Source organism: Symmachiella dynata (assembly GCF_007747995.1).
Taxonomy (GTDB): domain Bacteria; phylum Planctomycetota; class Planctomycetia; order Planctomycetales; family Planctomycetaceae; genus Symmachiella; species Symmachiella dynata.
Genome location: NZ_CP036276.1, coordinates 2857207 through 2875205 on the forward strand (window position 1 = coordinate 2857207; position 17999 = coordinate 2875205).

A 17999-nucleotide genomic window follows, 5' to 3' on the forward strand; every position below is an offset into this window, starting at 1 on the left:
AAGGAACTGGAATATGAGCGACGCTGTTTGCTTTTGTCGCCAAGTCCGCCGTCGGGATAAGCTAACCGGCAGCGCTGCGTTCCAGTGACTCCACCACGCGCGAAAACTCGGCGTCGCTGCGACTGAGTAGCTGCAGCAATCGGGCGAGCGTTAAGACGGCGTCGCAGGTGGGAGCAGATTCCCGGAACCAGTAACGGCCCGACACAGCGCTGCCGCCGTAGACCGCTGAGTTGTCGGTCATTGTGCGTGACATCGACTCGGACGTTGCGTCGCAAGAAATCGCGCCGGGGACTTGTGCGGCAACAGATTCCTCCACAACGACCGGTTCGCCGGGATGTTGCGTTTGCATATAGCGGAGGAGCAAGCGGGTGATGTCGAGCGGCGCTATGATTTCGCCCCGTTCGTCCAACACGTGACAGGTGCGGGCATCGTCTTCGATAAGGAGTCCCAAATGCGCGCGGTGTAGCCGGACTTCATCGGCGAGCAATTTATGGTCGGCATCCCCGGCAGCCAGTGAACCGCGTTGCCGTAGCGAGGTCTTGGTGAAGAACAATTCGCAGGGGAGTTTTTCAAAGGTGCGGGTGAGCAGATCTCCGACCAAGTCGCTGCAACAACCGCAGACCACTTTGAGTGGTCGTAGCGCGTGAAAATGTTTTCCCAGTGCGGCTTCGTAAGGGAGGGCAGCATGAAAGGCGCGCAGTTGTCCGGCTTGGCGGCTTGGTCGCGGGTTGGGGCCGTCGGCCAATTGTTCGATCTCGTTTAATGTCGTCCCGGTAGAGATGGGGACGGCGCCGGCTGATTCAAAATCCAATCCGGTCCAGACCGGGCTGCAGCCTGCTCCGGTGACGAAGACGCCCGCAGTGGCTTGCATGTGATTGACGGCGAACGAAAAACAGGGCCGTGTTACTTGACCGACGTCGATCACGCGGCAGCTCATTGTGCGTAGCGCCCGCACCACGCCGACTGCAATATCGGGTGAACTGGGCCGCTCATCGAATCCCACCACCACCATTGGTCCGAGTCTCACCGACGAGATGTCCATCGGTGCGTGCAGTCCTTCGCGGGCTTTGAGCGGTGAGCTGCGCCACAACAGTCCCGCCAACCCGGCTGCATAGGCGGCTGCGCGTTCGCGGTTGAGTTCGTTGAGGTAAATACCGCGAACGCCTTCGTCGGTGAGCAAGCTGTCGCGATGAATACGGTTTTCCGTTTCCTTGAGATGCACGACGGTTCGCGGTGGGATTTGTCCCGTATCGTGACGATGCACGCATTCGCGGCAAGCGGGATAAAACGCCGACAGCCGCGCCAGATGCACCGATTGTGAAATCAATCCCCGTTCGCCGGGGCATTGGTATTTCGTGGTTGGCTCGGTTGTGGGCATCGGAGTCGCTGTCTTATAGTCTGGGAGACTGCTGGGAACGCCGGGAACTGTAGGCGAAACGAAAATCAGCGGTCAAGCAGAGTTTTTTTACCGAGAGGGGATTGGCACAACAAGATGTCCGACGCACACCGCATGCATCTCAAAGGTCCGTGGCAATATCGCTTGCTTGATAGCGACAGCGAGGCGAACGTGCTGGCTGCTGAGGGCCGCATTAAAATGCCGGCCAGTTGGCAGGATTGTTTCGCCGATTATCGGGGAGGGGTGCGGTACGAACGACATTTCAATTGCCCGACCAACCTCGATCCGCACGAGCGGGTGTATGTGATTTTTGAAGAAATCGGTGGTAACGCGACCGTGCGGTTGAATGAAACGCAGTTGGGCACAGCGGGGGGCGGACCAGCGGGGCCGTTTGAGTTTGAGATCAAATCGTTGTTGCAGCCGCGTAATTTATTGACCGTGGATGTGGATTTCCGAGGTGGGAACGAACAACCGGGCGGCTTGTGGGCGCCGGTGGCCTTGGAAATCCGTGGCGGGTGACCCCATGGCCGAGAGTGTTGGCCGAAGGTTCGTTTCACGGATTGCGAAAAGTTGTGTTTGGCCTTCAGCCAAAGCAATCTTTGTCGACCAATTTCCCAGGGCGTTGCCCTGGGCTAAGGTGTGATTGGCCGTTGGCCAAAGGAATTGACTCTGACGAACTCGCAAGAATCACACGCATTTGACATTGCACTGGCAAAGCCAGTGGCACCCAATTGGGATAGTAAATCTTGATGCACAACCCGGGAGAACGCCCTAGTTGCAGGAGCAGCCTGTCAGTTAGGCGGCGGCTTCGATGGATTGATTTTGCTCGGTGTGTGCGAAATAACCGATGGCGATGGGGGCGTCTTGGTTGTCGTGCATGGGGCGGGTTAGTTCGATGCGGGCGCCGTGGGGGAAGACAGCGGCGACTTTGATGCGGACTTCTTCGCCGTTGACTGTTTCGCATTCGATTTGCGGCGCGACGGGCAGGGGGGGGCAAAAGGTGAGGTGTACGTTGGCGCGGTTTTGTCCTGCGGCGAATTTGGCGACGGTGACCCCTTCGACGGTGACGCTGCCATCGTCGGCGTCGCTACGTGTCATCCATTGGGAAACTTCAGGGGCGTGCCACGGCATGTCTTCGTTCTCCGTTTCGATGGGGCCTGCGGTGGGAATCGTTCCCGCGAGTCGTGCTTCGAGCTGGGTGTCGATGTCGCTCTCAGCGACGTTGTCAACGGCGACAGGTTCGGTTTTGGCGTCCAGGGTTTTGGGGATGGCCACTTCACGGGTGTTTTGCTGTCGGTGTCGAAACGTTGTTTCCAACGCGAACACCGCGACCACACTCACGCAGACCACGGTGGCTGAAAACCACCAGGCGCTGGCGGCACTGTCGGGGATCACGATGAGTAGCACCATGAGGGGGAAGAGTGTCAGGAACGCCGGCAGGGCGCCCCATAACCAGTGCTCGCCGCGAAAATCGAGTTGATGAAACAATGCGTTGGAGCCGAGCCCCACGGCGGTTAATAGTACGGCTGTTGCGCAGACCACCGCAGTGGGCGGGGCAGCGGAAAATGCGCCGGCTAACCAGCGGGCGAAGATGGTTAAGGCCATCAAATTGAGCCCGCACCAAAACGTGCCAGCCACGGCTGACTTCCAAGTCAGCCATCGCTCGCGTCCGTCGATCAACTGTCCGATAAACGCGCCCATCCCTCGCCTCCGTGGTTGTGGATGTGGAAGTTGTCAAACGCGGCAGCCGGCCGTTCAACGGCCGGGATTTACTCAATTGTTGGGTGCCACTGCTGGCTTGTCCAGCAGTGTTTTTGTCTGTCACGCGGTTTGCACTGGCGGGCAAGCCGCCAGTGGCACCCTTATTCAGGGGGCTGCTATGCGCCAGCAGCGCTCTTTAGGTCAGCGGCTTTGTCTGTGGCTTCCCAGGTGAAATCAGGATCGTTGCGTCCGAAGTGTCCGCCGGCGGCTGTTTTGCGGAAGATCGGTCGTCGTAGGTCGAGGTATTCGATGATACCTTTGGGGGTGAGCGGAAACAGTTCGCGAACAGCGGCGACAATTTTTTCTTCGGGAACAGTGTTGGTACCGCCGGTTTCGACATGCACGCTGACCGGATCGGCGACGCCGATGGCGTAGGCCAATTGCACTTCGCACTCTTTGGCCAAACCGGCTGCGACCACGTTCTTGGCGACGTGTCGTGCCATGTAAGCAGCGCTGCGATCGACCTTGGTGGAGTCTTTTCCGCTGAACGCGCCCCCGCCATGCCGTCCCCAACCGCCGTAGGTGTCGACGATGATCTTGCGGCCCGTCAATCCGGTATCACCGTGCGGCCCACCGACGACGAAACGTCCGGTCGGGTTGATGTGGTATTGCGGTGTTTTCTCCATCAGCTCCGCCGGGATTTCCTTGGCGATAATTTCGGAGATGACGAAGTCGCTGATTTCGCTTTGTTCGACGCTGTCGGCATGTTGTGTGGAAACGACCACAGCGCTGCAGCGGACCGGGCGGCTGCCGTCGTATTCGATCGTGACTTGGCTTTTGCTATCGGGCCGCAACCAATCCACGGCTCCGTCGTTGCGGGCCTGGGTGAGGCGATTCAAGATTCGGTGCGACAGCGCGATCGGCAGCGGCATCAATTCAGGGGTTTGATCGCAGGCATAGCCAAACATCAACCCTTGGTCTCCGGCTCCGTCGCGGTCGACGCCTTGGGCGATGTCTCCGCTTTGGCTGTGCAGTGCCAAAAAGATACGGCACGATTCCGCATCGAAGCCGATGTCGGTGTCGGTGTAACCAATATCGCGACAGACGTTGCGGACGATTTCTTCGTGGTGAATGTCGGCATTGGAGGTCACTTCGCCGGACAGGACCACCAAGTCCGTCGTGCAGAGTGTTTCGCATGCCACGCGCGAAGCGGGATCCTGCTCGAGCAGGGCGTCCAGGATGCCGTCGGAAATTTGGTCGGAGACTTTGTCCGGGTGTCCGTTGCTGACCGATTCACTGGTAAATAAGTAGTTGGCCATGCGGCACTCCGTAACAAAAAGCGTTGTGGTGAATTATTTGGGGGGAAGTGGGTAAGTTCAGTGACCGAGTCGAGCCTTGCTCAAATAAGCCGATTTGGAGCCACTGATATTGTTGAACTTATCCGCGGATCGTTTTCTTGTCTGAGCCACCGTATCGTCCGATATCGGGGCCGTAGAAAGTTGGCCGATTGTAGGGAACTTTTGCAATGGCAACAACTGACCCCGGCGAAACTGGGGCTAGTGAAAAGGAGAATTAAGCCGCCCGCTTGCCGGATCGGGCTTCGCAGGATGCCGTTTTCGGCAAGACCTGGGATATCAAAGCGACGGTTCGGGTGGTGGCTCCCTGTTGGGCTAAGACCAATTGTTGAGCGCGGCGACCCATCTCCAGTCGCGTGGAACGGGATTGCAGCAGCGCCTGGACGCGCGTCGTCAATTCTTCGGCATTGTGGACAACGGCAGCGGCGTCGTTTTTCAGCAATATCTCCACAACATCACGGAAATTGCGTGTGTTGGGGCCGAACAGGACCGCTGCTCCATAACCGGCCGGTTCGATCATGTTTTGCCCGCCCCGTTTGGTCAGGCTGCCGCCGACGAATGCAATATCGGCCAAGCCCCAACAGGCGGAAAGCTCGCCCAGGGTGTCTAATAAAAGTACCGGAGAAACGTTGGCGGAATCGCCGCCAGTCGAATCGCCACTGGTTACAGTACTGCGGCGAGTCAACGCGAAGCCTTGCGATTGGACCAAGCGGGCGACCTCTTCGAATCGTTCCTTGTGTCGTGGAACCAGGATCAGTCGCAGCTGGGGGACGCTCTTGCGAATTTCCCGGTAGGCTGCCAAGGCATAATCTTCTTCGGGCGATTGGGTGCTTCCGGCGATAAACACCGGTGCGTCGTCGGCAATCGCAAAGGCGCGGCGGATTTCGGTGGTTTGGGGATTGTAGCGGTCGGTTTCGACGGCATCGAATTTAATGGAGCCAGTCACGTGCACGCGTTCGGGTGGCGCACCGAGTGCGCGCATCCGCTGGGCATAGATTTCGTTTTGGATCGCAAATGTGTGCACGCTTTCCAGTAGTCCGCGTACGAGGTAACAAAAGCGGGTATAACCGCGGAAACTGTTGGCGCTCAAGCGGCCGTTGATCAAAATCACCGGGACATTGATGCGATCCGTTTCCAGGATCAAATTCGGCCAGATTTCCAATTCGACCAACACCACAGCCACAGGGCGGAGTCGACGGAAGGCCCGTCGGACGGACCAAGTGAAGTCGAATGGAAAGTAGCAGACGGTATCGTCGGGGAATGACTTGTCGGCGACGTCGCGGCCGGTGACCGTGGTTGTGGTGATCACGAAATGGTAGTCGGGATGTTGGCTGCGCAGAGCGGCGACGACCGGTCGGAGCTGCATGACTTCGCCCACACTGACGGCGTGCAGCCACAGACAGGGCTTGTTGTCCTTGGGTTGGGGCACGCAGCCCAACAAGCGTTCATTCCAGCCGACGCAGTATTTGCCTTGAGTCAGCATTCGCCACAGGACGATGGGCGAGATGATAACCAGCATCGTCAAATACGTGAGATTCAGCGACCAACTTTTCAGATGATTCAGCAGCCAACCTGGCACGGGGCATCCTTTCCCGATGGTGGAGCGAATGGATTGTTTGGCAAATCTTCCCGGCAAAGCCGAGGAGGGGAGAGCCGTTTGTTATTTGTGCATGCAACAGTTTTTGAATTTTTTGCCGCTGCCGCAGGGGCAGGGTTCGTTGCGTCCGACCCGTTTTCCGTGGTTGCGAATCGGTTCGATGGCTGTTTGTTCTGAACCGGCATTTTGGCCGGGACTGTTGTCCGCCTCCGGTGTGGGGGCTGATTCATGAACGGTCGAAGAGACCTTCCACAGTGAGCCGAGGAATTCCGGATTCGCTTCTTCCAACCGAAAGATCGCATCCGTCACGCGGTCAGCGACGCTGGTCCACATAGTTTCAAAGGCCCGCATGCCTTGTTTTTTGTACTCGACCTTGGGGTCCTTCTGGGCATAACTTTGCAGTCCAATGCCCGACCGCAAGTGGTCCATGTAGTACAGGTGGTCCTTCCAAGCGGTATCGAGCACTTCCAGAATCAGCGCCCGTTCGGCTTGGCTGAGTTCGGGGCGATAACGCTCGTCGATTTTGCCCTGTACATCCCGGCGAGCGTCGCTGCGCGGCAGTGCCTGCAGTTGCGTGGGATCGAGTTCGGCATGCAGTTTTTCCTGCGTCCACTGGGAGAGTTTCTCCAGTGGTTGGATATTTTCCGGCGGATGATCGGGAGCATCGTCGTCGTCGCCGTACGCTTCCTTGAGGATTTCGTCCGCTTCTTCCAGCAATTCACCGTTGCGATAAAACCCGCGGCTGGCGGTGTTGAGGACCTCGACGACTTCGTCGCGGGATTTGCTCTTGATGTCTTCAAAGTCGAGTTTCGACTCGAAGCGTTCATTGGCCCAACTGATTAGGCCTTCGCGGTCGGGACGGTCGTTCGATCCGCGACCGGCGAGGAATTTGTTGATTCCCAGGGTGACCGGGAAGTTGATTTCCTTTTCGTGGTAGAGCGTTTCGAGTTTTTCCAGGATCAGGTCGATTGCGTCGGGAATCTCGATGTCTTTGAACGTTTCGGGATCCATACGCAGGCTGAAGCGATGTTCCAGCCAGCCTGCCAGCGAGCGTTGGCTCCAATCCTCGGAGAGGAAATCCTTGAGCGGTTTGAGGTCAAATCGATCGATGGCCTCATGCGCCCGTTTGAGCAGGTACTCAAACAGGTCATCGCGGCCGACCTTGCGCAATTCGCGGTCGTTGGTGTTCAATCCATAGCGGGCATTGGCCCATTTGGAAATTGTCAGCCAGTTCCATTCCCGTTTGTCTTCGGCATCGTCGGGCAGGTTCTCTTCGATTTGATCTTGAATGAGGACTTCCGATTGCCGTTGAGCTTGATCGGTCACGTAGCTTTCGAAATCGTCCAAATTCATCTGTTTGACGTCGCGGAAGTCGAGATCGACGCCCAACTCCTGACCGGCCCAGACCACTGCGGTTTGGTGTCCGTAGGCGGGGTCGAGGATTTCCGCCGTCATGCTGCGGACTTGGTCGGCGACCATCTCCATGATCAGTTCGCGGCAATTCCCACCGTCGAGGATATGTTGACGATATCCGTAGACGCGTTTGCGTTGCTCGTCCATGACTTCGTCATATTCGAGCAAGTTTTTGCGAACTTCGAAGTTGTATTCTTCGCGTTTTTTCTGAGCACCTTCGACCCGCTTGCTGACCATGCGGCTTTCGATGGCTTCGCCTTCTTGCATCCCTAAGCGGGTTAAAATGTCCTTGACCCAATCGCCGGCGAAGATCCGCATCAGGTCGTCTTCCAACGAGAGGAAGAAGCGGCTCGACCCACGATCTCCTTGACGACCGCTCCGTCCGCGTAACTGCAGGTCAATCCGCCGAGCTTCGTGGCGTTCGGTGCCGATCACGTGCAGGCCGCCGAGTTCGGAGACCTTTTTGCCTTCATCGGCCATGCCTTCGCGCTGGGCGATCTCATTGGCGACCTCTTCAAATTCCGCTTTCGGAACATCCAGTCGTGACTCATATTTGTGCTTGAGCACCTCCCAAGCCATCGCTTCGGGATTGCCTCCCAGGATGATGTCTGTACCACGACCGGCCATGTTGGTGGCGATCGTCACGCCGCCCAGACGGCCCGCTTGGGCGATGATGTCCGCTTCGCGACCGTGTTGTTTGGCGTTGAGGACTTCGTGTTTCACGCCATATTTGCTGAGTTGCCGGCTGAGGAGTTCGGACTTCTCGATCGAGGTCGTCCCGACCAGAATCGGTCGTCCCGTCTTGTGCACTTCGCGGATTTCCTCGCCGATGGCGTGGTATTTTTCCTGGTCGGTGCGGTAGATCATATCGGGCGAATTGATTCGCTGCATGGGGCGGTTCGTCGGAATCGCCACGACGTCTAACTTATAAATTTTCCAGAATTCGCCCGCTTCGGTCATGGCCGTTCCGGTCATGCCGCCGAGTTTGTCGTACAGTTTGAAAAAGTTTTGCAGCGTGATCGTGGCCAGGGTCTGGTTTTCTTCCTTGATCTTCACCCCTTCTTTGGCTTCGACCGCTTGGTGCAGCCCGTCGCTCCAGTTCCGTCCCGGCATCAGGCGCCCGGTGAACTCGTCGACGATGACCACTTCGTCTTCCTGCACCACGTAATTGGTGTCTCGTTTGTACAGGAAGTGCGCCTTGAGCGCGTTGTCGATCAAGTGCGGCCATTCCATGTTGCCGGTCGTGTAAAAGCTTTCGACACCAGCCAATTCTTCGGCCTTGCGAACACCTTCGTCGGTTAGATGCGCCGAGTGTTCCTTTTCCTTGACCTCGAAGTGCTCACCCTTTTTCAATTGAGCGGCGATGCGGTTGGCTTTGGCGTATTTGGTGACGTCGTCATAAGCCGGGCCGGAGATGATCAATGGCGTCCGGGCTTCGTCGATCAAAATGTTGTCGACTTCGTCGATCACGGCGAATTGCAGCGGGCCTTGCACCTGCAGACTTTTCGTCGGTTTCATGTTATCGCGGAGATAGTCGAAACCGAATTCGTTATTGGTTCCGTAGGTGATGTCACAGGCATAAGCGGGTTGCCGTTCGTGCGGGTCCATGCCCCCTTGAATGGCGCTGACGGTCAGTCCGAGTCCTTGGTACAGCGGCGCCATCCATTCCATGTCGCGCAGCGCCAAGTAATCGTTGACGGTGATCACGTGGACGTGGCCGGCGACCGCGTTGAGCGAAACCGCCAACGTGGCCACAAGCGTTTTTCCTTCACCGGTGACCATTTCGGCAATGTTGCCCTTGTGCAGGACGTAACCGCCGATCATCTGGACGTCGTAGTGCCGCATCTTCAGGATGCGGACGCCCACCTCGCGGACGCGGGCAAACATCTCGGGTAACAGGTCATCGAGCGTTTCTCCCGTTGCCAGCCGAGCGCGGAAATCGACCGCCGTTTGCTTGAGTTGTTCGTCGGTTAGTTTCTGGACTTCCGGTTCCAGTTTGTTGATCGTGTCCAGCAAGGAACCAGGGACGATCGTGGTTTCCTCGCCCCGGCGGTCAAAGCCGAGTCGACGCATTTGTCGATCGTTGGAGGAACCAAATAGCCGGGTATATAAACCCAGAAACCATCCAATGAAGCTACTAACCGACTCACCGATTTTATCTAAAAATTCCATAGCTCTGCCTATCAAGCCGCGTTGATGCGACCCCGTGTCTCGGAAAGTGCGAGCAAACCCATCGCGCCGCCAGCGCGAACAAATCACGCCGGGAAACGCTAATTTCTTGTAAATTCTCTGCAGCGCGAAGTTTATATCTTGCCGCTCGCAGGGTCAATGCCGTCACTGGCGGCCAGAATTTGCCGGGATGCTTGTCCGCACCGACATTGGATTTTGACACGCGGAACCCTAGAATGACCGGCACTTGGGAAGCATCTCAAAACATGGTCCCAGCCCATGGCAGAGGGCCTTCGCACACTTGTTCCCTCCAGGGCACCGACATGTCTGAAGCGGAAAAATACCAAACCGGCGACGCTCCCGGTCCTCTTACGCACGCCGATGAAGTCATCATCAGCAGCGATACTCGCCGCGAAAACCGTGTTCCTCCCGGCCAAACCCGCACGCGCAAATGGCCCGTTTTGCATTACGGCCGGGTGCCAACCATTGAATTGGACACTTGGGAGCTAACCATCGATGGCCTCGTTGACCGGCCGTTGACGTTCTCGTGGAGCGAATTTGAAGAGTTGCCCCGTGCGCAGGTTTTCTCCGATTTTCATTGCGTGACCACCTGGTCCCGACTGGGGAATCTGTGGGAAGGTGTTGCTGTGCGGGAGCTGATGGACCGCGCCGGAGTGCAATCGGCGGCGCGATTCGTGGTGGCGCACGGTTACGACGATGGTTGGACGACCAACATGCCGCTGGAAGATTTTCTCTCGCCTGATGCGATTTTCGCCGACCGGCACGACGGCCAACCACTCAGCGCCGACCACGGCGGCCCGCTGCGTCTGGTGGTTCCGTTATTATATGCTTGGAAAAGTGCCAAGTGGCTGAAGCGGATTGAACTGGTCGCCGAGGACCGTCCCGGATTGTGGGAGCAAGCGGGCTATCACAACCACGGCGACCCCTGGACTGAAGAACGTTTCGGCGGCTAAATCCTAGTCGTCCATCATTTCAACACATTTCAAAAACCCCAATGGAGCGATCCCATGACTGTGCAACCCATTCCCGATGGCTATCACACAGCGACCCCGTACATGATCGTCGACGGCGCCGGTGAGGCGATCGCATTCTACGAGAAGGCGTTTGGTGCAACGGAATTGATGCGGATGCCCGGCCCGGATGGAAAAATCGGGCACGCCGAAATTCAGATCGGCGATTCGCGGATCATGATGTCCGATGAATACCCCGACATGGGATTCCGCGGCCCGAAGTCTTTGGGGGGAGCGGGCATCAATATGATGTTGTACGTCGAAGATTGCGACACACTCTTTGCCCAAGCCATCGCCGCCGGCGGCAAGGAACTCCGACCCTTGGCAGATCAATTCTACGGTGACCGCAGCGGAACGTTAGAAGACCCCTTCGGGCACGTCTGGACGGTCTCGACGCACAAGGAAGACCTGACCATGGAGGAGGTTGCGGCGCGGATGCCCGATGGGGATTAGTTTCGCGGTGCACATTGTGATCACGGGGTGGCAGCGATTGTGAAACAATCGGTGTGCCGCAGGCACAGGACGCCGCAATTCGGTGGTCCTCTGAGTGAGAACCGTCGAGATTCAGGCAACGCGTCAATTGCGGCTTCTTGCCGGCTGCGCCGGCCCCGATTGCGTTGCAATCGCGGCTACCCATTGGGCGTGGCTTGCTGTGTACGACCGCAAGCGGTCGGTTTGGGATTTTTAGTTGGCGGACGGTGGGTGGATGACGTCCGCCAGTTGCGTCGCCATGGTTTTTACTGTCTCCGCTTGCTTGGGGTTGCCGGCGAGGTTGATTGTTTCTCGTGGGTCTTCTACGTGATCGTACAGTTCCCGGGCGGTGACTTTGCCGGTTTTGAAATCTCGCCATTCGGTGTAGCGGTACCGGTTGTTGCGGACGGAGTAGCCCATGATTTTCGGGGGCTTGCCGCGGGTGTAGGCGGGGCGGGGGTGTTGGGTGTAGGTGGCTGGTTTGACGGTGGTTGCTGTGCCGTCGAGCAGTGGTTTGAGGCTCATGCCTTCCAGGTTGTTGGGGGCGGGCAGGTTGCAGAGTTGAGCCAGGGTGGGATACAGGTCCAACAATTCGACCAACGCCTCGGTGCGCTCGCCGGCGGTTTTTTGCTCGGGCAAGGAGATGATTAGCGGCACGTGGGCGTCGAGTTCGAAGTTGGATGTCTTGCCCCACAGGTCGTGTTCGCCCAGATGAAAACCGTGGTCGGACCAGAACACGACGATTGTTTTTTCGCGCAGGCCCAAACGGTCCAATTCGTCGAGCACCTTGCCGATTTGCGCATCGACATAACTGATGGCTGCATAATAACCGTGCCGCAACTTGCGGGTTTGTTCATCCTTCACGGCACCTTCGAATCCTCGCAGCAATTCATGGCCGTCGTGCATGGCAATCGCCGGGACGTCGCGGGGGGCGTCGGGGTTGATTGGCAGTGAAATGTCGCTGAAGTCGTACATGTCCCAGTATTTTTTCGGCGGATTAAACGGCAGGTGCGGTTTCCAAAATCCGACGGCGAGGAAAAAGGGTTCGTCTTTCAGTTCTTGCAGTGCCTCGACGGCTAGATTGGCGACACGGCCGTCGAAGTACGCCTCGTCGGGAACGTCGCGGTTCTCAGCACGGGGGACGCCGGCTGTATCGGGCGGAAGGTCCCCGTCGACCTGTGCCTTGTCCATGCCGTGCGACGCATAGTGCATGACCGCCGGGACGCTCCAGGAAGCGGCGTCACCTTTGTAATCATCCTGCCGCCAATTGTGAAAAATCTTGCCGACGTCCCGCGCGTGGTAGCCGTTGTTTTTAAACAGTTGCGGCAACGTGACGATGTCGGGATGATGTTTGCGGAAATGCGTGGGTAGGTCGGTCACTCGCAACGTGTCGGGCCGCAACCCAGTCAGCAGCGAGGCCCGCGACGGATTGCAGAGCGCCTGTTGGCAATAGGCCCGTTCGAACAGCAAACCGCGTTGTGCCAACCGGTCAATGTTGGGCGATTTCACCGGAGCATTGCCGTAACAGCCCAGTTCCACACGCATGTCGTCGACGGCGATGAAGAGTACGTTTGGGCGTTCGCGGGACTCATCCGCGGCAAGTACAGCCTCGATGAAGGTCAATACTAGCAACATGGAGACCAAGGATGTTAACCAATTGCGACACGTGTGCATAATCGAGTCTGCTCCGTTCTTATTTCGTCGTCAAGAAGTCGATTAAGGGACTGTAACAGAAAAATCCGCAGTGGCCCACCATGTGGCAACGTTGTGTATGCCACTGGCCATTAACCAGATGCCAAGTGTCACCGCAGCGCCAATACTCATAATCGTGCGGGGGGCATTTCTATAAATCAATCCGACGATTTGATCGTCGATCACGTTGGTTAATTTGTCGCGGATTTCAATGAGATCGATTTCAGGGCCGTCACTGATGAGGGCGGCTTGAATGATCACCACCTTGACCACAGTCCAGATGATCGCAGCTTGGATTTTTCGCATCAACCAGCGAACCAAGCTGGGGAGAGCGGATTCGATACGTTCGCTGCGGAGCAGCTGTTCCCCGGCGGCAGTTAGGCGGCTTTTTAATTCATCGCGGCTGACTCCGTGTAAGGCTTGTGTCATGGCGGAGCTGCCGGCGGGGTTCTCGTCTGTGATGCCCAACATAATGTCGAAAAGGCTGTTGAAGACTTTCCGGCCGATACCAAATTGTTTCACGGCCTGGTAAAACGTTCGCGCGATTGTCAGGCGCACTGCTACAAAAACGGCGAACACCGTCGTCACCACCAGTGACAAGACCACGGCGATGATGCCGGGAAGGATCGAACCGTCATCGGCCATGTAATAAGCGAAGAGGGCCATCAACAAGCCGTACCCTACTGCGGTTAACAACGCCGCCCACGCGAACGTCTTTAGAGCCAATCCAACCAGTCCCAGCAGATCGCGAAAAGTGTCGTGAACGATTGGCATGGGTTAACCCTTTCCGTTTCCATTCGAGGTCTTCTGCTGGTCGCCTCCGTCGCCAGTCGCGGTTATTGTAGCAATTTGAGCAGGATTCCATGCGCGTCAGTTTTTCTTTAGGTCCACAAACCATCACTGGATGAGCGAATCTAAAAGCCTGACCCGCCGATCGCTCAGGGCAAGCGGCCGCTCTTGTTATGCTTGCAAGATTCTGTTGCTTCGCTTCGCTATGAAGGCCCTGGACGGTCCGTTTGCGGAAAGGATGTGCTTCGCGATTATTTTGCGATTTGGTAACAGATGCTAAGTTGGACGATTGAATCGGTTGATGCGGTGAACTACACTGCGCGTGCTAGCGAGGATGAATAAAATGTACTGGTTTGCTGGCGATACGGCAAAGCACGCGTTAAGGGAGGAACAGTTGCGCTACGGTAGGTTGTGGTGTCTAAGTCATGTTGCTCGGAATTGACCGTGTGGCGAATACTGTGCGGAGGCTTTTCCCAGGATGGGGGGGAGTCCGATCCCACGACGGGATAGCCCTCAAAGTGCTTTTGGGCGCAGACAGGGCGAGTAATCGTTTTTTTTGTCACCACCGATACCGTTTCCGACGAGATGAACCGCTCGCGGGGGATCTCGTGGAAACCCTCGTAAAGGCTGGTCGATTCAGCATGTGGGTGATTGATGTCGACAAGGTTGTTGGCAATTGAGATCACAAAAGCCCCTATGACTGAAACGAAGACGATTGCACGGTTTTTCCGTTCTCAGGAACGGTGGCCGTCTCAAAACGTTGATTCCAGCCGATGCTGCACGACACATTGAATTTCAACCTGACGATGAATACGTTTTATTTTTGCCATCGGCAGTCGTGAATTTTCCATCTATGCAATCCATTCAGTCACTCAGTCATGTATGACGGGGCCGACGGGTTCAGCCCGATGCTTTTAACGGAGTCAAGCACTATGAAGAAACCTTCTGATCAGATTTCACACGGCCATTCACGTTCCATTCCGCGAACATTCATTTTGGCCACAGCCGGGATCGCGATTCTCGGTGTTTGTGCGACCGTCAGTTTGGTGGCACAGGATGAAACCACAACTCCGGCCGAGGTTCCCGAAGAACTTCAAGCCGCGCTCGTTCCATTGGATAACAATTGGAAGCAATGGTCGGACGAGGTCGGGGCTGAAATCGCGGCACTGTATGCCGCGGACAAAGGAGACACCGCTGCGCTGCGGCAGCATGTCAAAACGCTCAACAGTCGGATGGCTGTAGTCAAACAGGCATTGGCGGATCCCGCCTATCGTTCAATTGAAGCGCCGCTTCGCAATCTGTATGGCCAACTCGGCCGACGGTTGAGCATCATTGATGCGGCGTTGGATACCTTAGAACTGACACCGGAAGCCCGTACGGCTCGGTTGGACAGTTTGGGCAAAAGTGTAACCTCAGCGCTGAACGCTTTGGCCACACAACTCAAAGAAATCAAAAACGGCGAGAGCTGGTTGGTCTATTTGAATGCTCCCAAGATTCGTGCATCGCTGAAAGCGGGTGGCCCGGAAGCTGCGACGGTTTTGGCCGACGTGGGCAAACGGTTTGCCACCGCCGAAGCCAGTGACGATGCCACCGTTCGCGATTTTGTCAGCGGCGGAAAATTCCAGTCGCTCAAAGCCGCAGCGGAGAACTACGTCGAGTACTCTGCCAATCCCAACACGACCGCCAATGCCGACAGCACGGGCGATGACCTGCTGGCATTGTTTCAAAGTTTGGATGCCTACGAAGCTCAACCCGATTCCGGGGCCGCGGCAAAAATCCGCGAAGCACACAACCGTTTGCGAGCCGGTACGATTGACGGTGGTGCACGGATCGAAGAGGCACTGCGGGCGAACTACTTCAATTTCAATGTCCGCGTGATTGCCTCTGAGCCGTTCGTCAACAAGTTTGTCGCTGAAGCGCGTCAGGAAAATGGCCCGGTACGGGACTTTATCTTGGGAGCCCAGGTTAGCGGCAGCCAGGTGACGGCAACGGATGTCTCGTTCGATTTCAAACCGGACCCGACCAGAGTACGGTTTAACATCAAACTCGCCGGGCGGATCAACTCCAACACGCAGGGTGTGACCGATCAAGCGACGATCTATACGCACGGCACGCATTACTTCTGGGCGAATAAGCCGGTGCTCTTCGATGGCGATCTGTTCTACACAGAAAACGCTGATATTGCTGTGAATGCCAACAACCGCACTGTGGGTGCCAGCACCAACTTCAGCAACATCCCGATTTTGGGTGGAATTGCCGACAACATTGCCGTTGGTGAAGCTCAGAAGCGAAAAGGGCAGTCCGAGGCGATCGCCCGTGGTCGCGTGAGCAGTCGTGTGATTCCTCGATTGAATAGCGAAACCGATGCCCGCTTCATCGCGGCGAATGCGGACATGGACGAAAAAGTCGACAAACCGCTGCGTGAATTGGGACTGTTCCCCGACGCCAAGTCGTTTCGCACGACCGAAGACGACGTCACCATCGAAGCACGGTTGATGGAATCGGGCGAATTGGGAGCCGGATCTCCTTATGCCGTTTCCGCTCCGGCCAATGGCGCGCTGATTCAACTCCACGAAACGTGGATCAACAACAGCGTCGATCGTCTGGACTTGGCCGGCAAAACGATGAACGAAGACGAGTTGAAAACCTTGTTCGAAACGCGTCTCAAAAAACTGTTGGGAGACGACTTCAAATTCCCTGAACCTAAAAAAGGCGAGGATGATTACGAAGAAGACGAGAGCGGCCCGGCGACGTTGATTTTCGCCGACCAAGATCCGATTCGTATTCAGGTCAGCAATAACCTGTTGATCATCCGTATTCGTGCGGGAATCCAACGTGAAGACGACGATGACATTCCGACCCAGGAAATTACCATCGAAGTCAAGTTTACGGTCGAGGGAGATTCGATTCAGATTGAGCGCGAAGGGGGGATCCGTGTGGTGCCGGTCGAATCACCCGACAGCCGCCTGAAACAACTCGGTTTCGCTTCAGCGATGCGGGGGATTTTCCAACGGGCGACACCTCCACGAACGGTTAAGCGACAACGTGATGTTCAGTTTGAGGACAAACAAGTTCCGTTGAACATCTCAAATGTCGAGGCGCTTGACGGTTGGATCACGATTGAAGTCAATTGATGGTTTTGACACGTCAACGTGAACCATGAAAAACGAAAAAGCCGTGGCCGCAGGGTCGCGGCTTTTTTCGTAGGTGTGGCTGCCTGCGAAAAATCGCTCCAACCCGCTTATCCCATAGCCTCTTCGGGACCGATAATGAAATAAGCGAGCGTTGTTGGTCACCTTACAGTGTGACTTCTGGCGCTGTTCTCTCAAAACGGCGGATTGGGCCGATCCGTTCCTGTCACAAGTCCGTTTGCTTTTTCTATCGGGTTTCGTATGGCTTCCACCGTTAATTCCAGGGTAGGCAAGGGCACGGCGTCGCCGGAAGAGCGTCGCGCATTCGTAGCGGATTTGCTGCCGGAGGAATTTGTGCCGTTGGAGTTTCTCGGTGGAGGGGCGATGGCCGATGTGTGGCGGGTAACGCATCGCGTATCCGGCGAAATGTTTGCGCTGAAGATGTTGCGCGCGGACTGGGCCGACTATACGGTCACGCAACGGTTGTTGGAAAACGAAGCCGAAGTGGGCGCGGCGGTGAATAGCCGGTACGTCGTCAAGGTATTTGCGGCCGACCTCGAGAGCTCGCCACCCTACCTGCTGATGGAATGGTTGGATGGAGAGATCCTGGAAAACGTACTGCGAGAGCAAGGGAAACTGGCCTACATCGATGCGCTGTGGATTGCCCGCCAATGCGCCGAGGGGCTGGAAAGTCTGCGACAGGCCGGTTACACCCACGGTGACATCAAGCCCGCCAACTTACTGCTCGCACCGGATGGAAGTTTGAAGTTGCTCGACTTGGGGTTCGCCCGTCGCTGTCGAAAAATTGACGCCGATCAAATTCCCACGGTCGACATCCTGACCGGCACGCCGGAGTATTTGGCGCCCGAAGCTCTTTCAGCAGAGCCGAGTTGGGGAGTCGCTCGCGACATCTATAGTTTGGGAGTGACGTTGTTTCAAATGCTGACCGGCCGCTTGCCGTTTCAGGCACAGCAGCCGGGTGACCTGTTGCGGAGCCAGCTGGGGGCAACGCCGCCGAAGGTCCGTCAATTCGCCGCCGACGTGCCGCGTGAGTTGGAAGAATTGGTCGCCGCCATGTTGGCCAAACAACCGGTCCGCCGCCCGCAATCCTTGGAGCGACTGATCCGTGTGTTGATGGAATTGGAATTGGCCAACATTTCCAGCAACAGCGCCGCCGCTTAAGCGTTTGTTTGAGTTGCTGGCTCGGACAAAAAACCGGTGCAGCAAGTCAACGAAATCACGGCACATCCCTCT

Annotated in this window: 12 protein-coding genes; 5 read left to right on the forward strand and 7 right to left on the reverse strand. The window is 56.7% G+C overall.

Annotated elements, in window-relative coordinates; translation table 11 throughout:
- Positions 1-61 precede the first annotated feature (61 nt).
- Positions 62-1378, reverse strand: coding sequence for a phosphohexomutase domain-containing protein (locus Mal52_RS11055; RefSeq protein WP_145376140.1), 1317 nt, complete (start codon positions 1376-1378; stop codon positions 62-64).
- A gap of 114 nt (positions 1379-1492) precedes the next feature.
- Between Mal52_RS11055 and Mal52_RS11060 the strand changes: the two genes are divergently transcribed.
- A complete protein-coding gene (locus tag Mal52_RS11060; RefSeq protein ID WP_145376141.1) occupies positions 1493-1915 on the forward strand; it encodes a hypothetical protein in 423 nt (140 codons plus the stop codon).
- A gap of 276 nt (positions 1916-2191) precedes the next feature.
- Here the strand turns inward: Mal52_RS11060 and Mal52_RS11065 are convergent, their stop codons facing one another.
- From Mal52_RS11065 to secA, 4 genes are all read right to left on the reverse strand, one after another.
- Positions 2192-3097, reverse strand: coding sequence for a hypothetical protein (locus Mal52_RS11065; protein ID WP_145376142.1), 906 nt, complete (start codon positions 3095-3097; stop codon positions 2192-2194).
- A gap of 176 nt (positions 3098-3273) precedes the next feature.
- Positions 3274-4416 carry a methionine adenosyltransferase gene (metK, locus tag Mal52_RS11070; RefSeq protein WP_145376143.1) on the reverse strand — a complete coding sequence of 381 codons (1143 nt, stop codon included), beginning with the start codon at positions 4414-4416 and terminating at the stop codon, positions 3274-3276.
- A gap of 253 nt (positions 4417-4669) precedes the next feature.
- Entirely contained in the window at positions 4670-6031 is a 1362-nt protein-coding gene (locus tag Mal52_RS11075) for a 3-deoxy-D-manno-octulosonic acid transferase (RefSeq protein ID WP_231962604.1), read from the reverse strand.
- Positions 6032-6112: 81 nt separating this feature from the next.
- Positions 6113-9634 (reverse strand): preprotein translocase subunit SecA, encoded by a 3522-nt coding sequence (gene secA, locus Mal52_RS11080; protein WP_145376144.1) that lies wholly within the window; start codon positions 9632-9634, stop codon positions 6113-6115.
- A 320-nt stretch (positions 9635-9954) separates the two neighbouring features.
- Between secA and Mal52_RS11085 the strand changes: the two genes are divergently transcribed.
- Entirely contained in the window at positions 9955-10605 is a 651-nt protein-coding gene (locus tag Mal52_RS11085) for a sulfite oxidase-like oxidoreductase (protein ID WP_145376145.1), read from the forward strand.
- A gap of 54 nt (positions 10606-10659) precedes the next feature.
- Positions 10660-11115, forward strand: coding sequence for a VOC family protein (locus Mal52_RS11090; RefSeq protein ID WP_145376146.1), 456 nt, complete (start codon positions 10660-10662; stop codon positions 11113-11115).
- A 231-nt stretch (positions 11116-11346) separates the two neighbouring features.
- On the opposite strand, the gene Mal52_RS11095 is transcribed toward Mal52_RS11090, so the two are convergent.
- Together Mal52_RS11095 and Mal52_RS11100 are read right to left on the reverse strand one after the other, a co-directional pair.
- Positions 11347-12807, reverse strand: a complete 1461-nt coding sequence (locus tag Mal52_RS11095; RefSeq protein WP_145376147.1) for a sulfatase — start codon at positions 12805-12807, stop codon at positions 11347-11349.
- Positions 12808-12849: 42 nt separating this feature from the next.
- On the reverse strand, positions 12850-13599 hold the full coding sequence (locus Mal52_RS11100) for a hypothetical protein (protein ID WP_145376148.1): 750 nt from the start codon (positions 13597-13599) through the stop codon (positions 12850-12852).
- A gap of 947 nt (positions 13600-14546) precedes the next feature.
- Between Mal52_RS11100 and Mal52_RS11105 the strand changes: the two genes are divergently transcribed.
- Both Mal52_RS11105 and Mal52_RS11110 read left to right on the forward strand, forming a co-directional pair.
- Entirely contained in the window at positions 14547-16748 is a 2202-nt protein-coding gene (locus Mal52_RS11105) for a hypothetical protein (protein WP_145376149.1), read from the forward strand.
- Between the two features lie 258 nt (positions 16749-17006).
- Positions 17007-17927, forward strand: a complete 921-nt coding sequence (locus tag Mal52_RS11110) for a serine/threonine-protein kinase (RefSeq protein ID WP_145376150.1) — start codon at positions 17007-17009, stop codon at positions 17925-17927.
- Positions 17928-17999: the final 72 nt, after the last annotated feature.

Coding starts and splice junctions, on each gene's coding strand:
- Mal52_RS11105 (WP_145376149.1), top strand. CDS start 14,547: ATGAAGAAACCTTCTGATCAGATTTCACACGGCCATTCACGTTCCATT.
- metK (WP_145376143.1), bottom strand. CDS start 4,416: ATGGCCAACTACTTATTTACCAGTGAATCGGTCAGCAACGGACACCCG.
- Mal52_RS11065 (WP_145376142.1), bottom strand. CDS start 3,097: ATGGGCGCGTTTATCGGACAGTTGATCGACGGACGCGAGCGATGGCTG.
- Mal52_RS11060 (WP_145376141.1), top strand. CDS start 1,493: ATGTCCGACGCACACCGCATGCATCTCAAAGGTCCGTGGCAATATCGC.
- Mal52_RS11090 (WP_145376146.1), top strand. CDS start 10,660: ATGACTGTGCAACCCATTCCCGATGGCTATCACACAGCGACCCCGTAC.
- secA (WP_145376144.1), bottom strand. CDS start 9,634: ATGGAATTTTTAGATAAAATCGGTGAGTCGGTTAGTAGCTTCATTGGA.
- Mal52_RS11100 (WP_145376148.1), bottom strand. CDS start 13,599: ATGCCAATCGTTCACGACACTTTTCGCGATCTGCTGGGACTGGTTGGA.
- Mal52_RS11055 (WP_145376140.1), bottom strand. CDS start 1,378: ATGCCCACAACCGAGCCAACCACGAAATACCAATGCCCCGGCGAACGG.
- Mal52_RS11095 (WP_145376147.1), bottom strand. CDS start 12,807: ATGCACACGTGTCGCAATTGGTTAACATCCTTGGTCTCCATGTTGCTA.
- Mal52_RS11110 (WP_145376150.1), top strand. CDS start 17,007: ATGGCTTCCACCGTTAATTCCAGGGTAGGCAAGGGCACGGCGTCGCCG.
- Mal52_RS11085 (WP_145376145.1), top strand. CDS start 9,955: ATGTCTGAAGCGGAAAAATACCAAACCGGCGACGCTCCCGGTCCTCTT.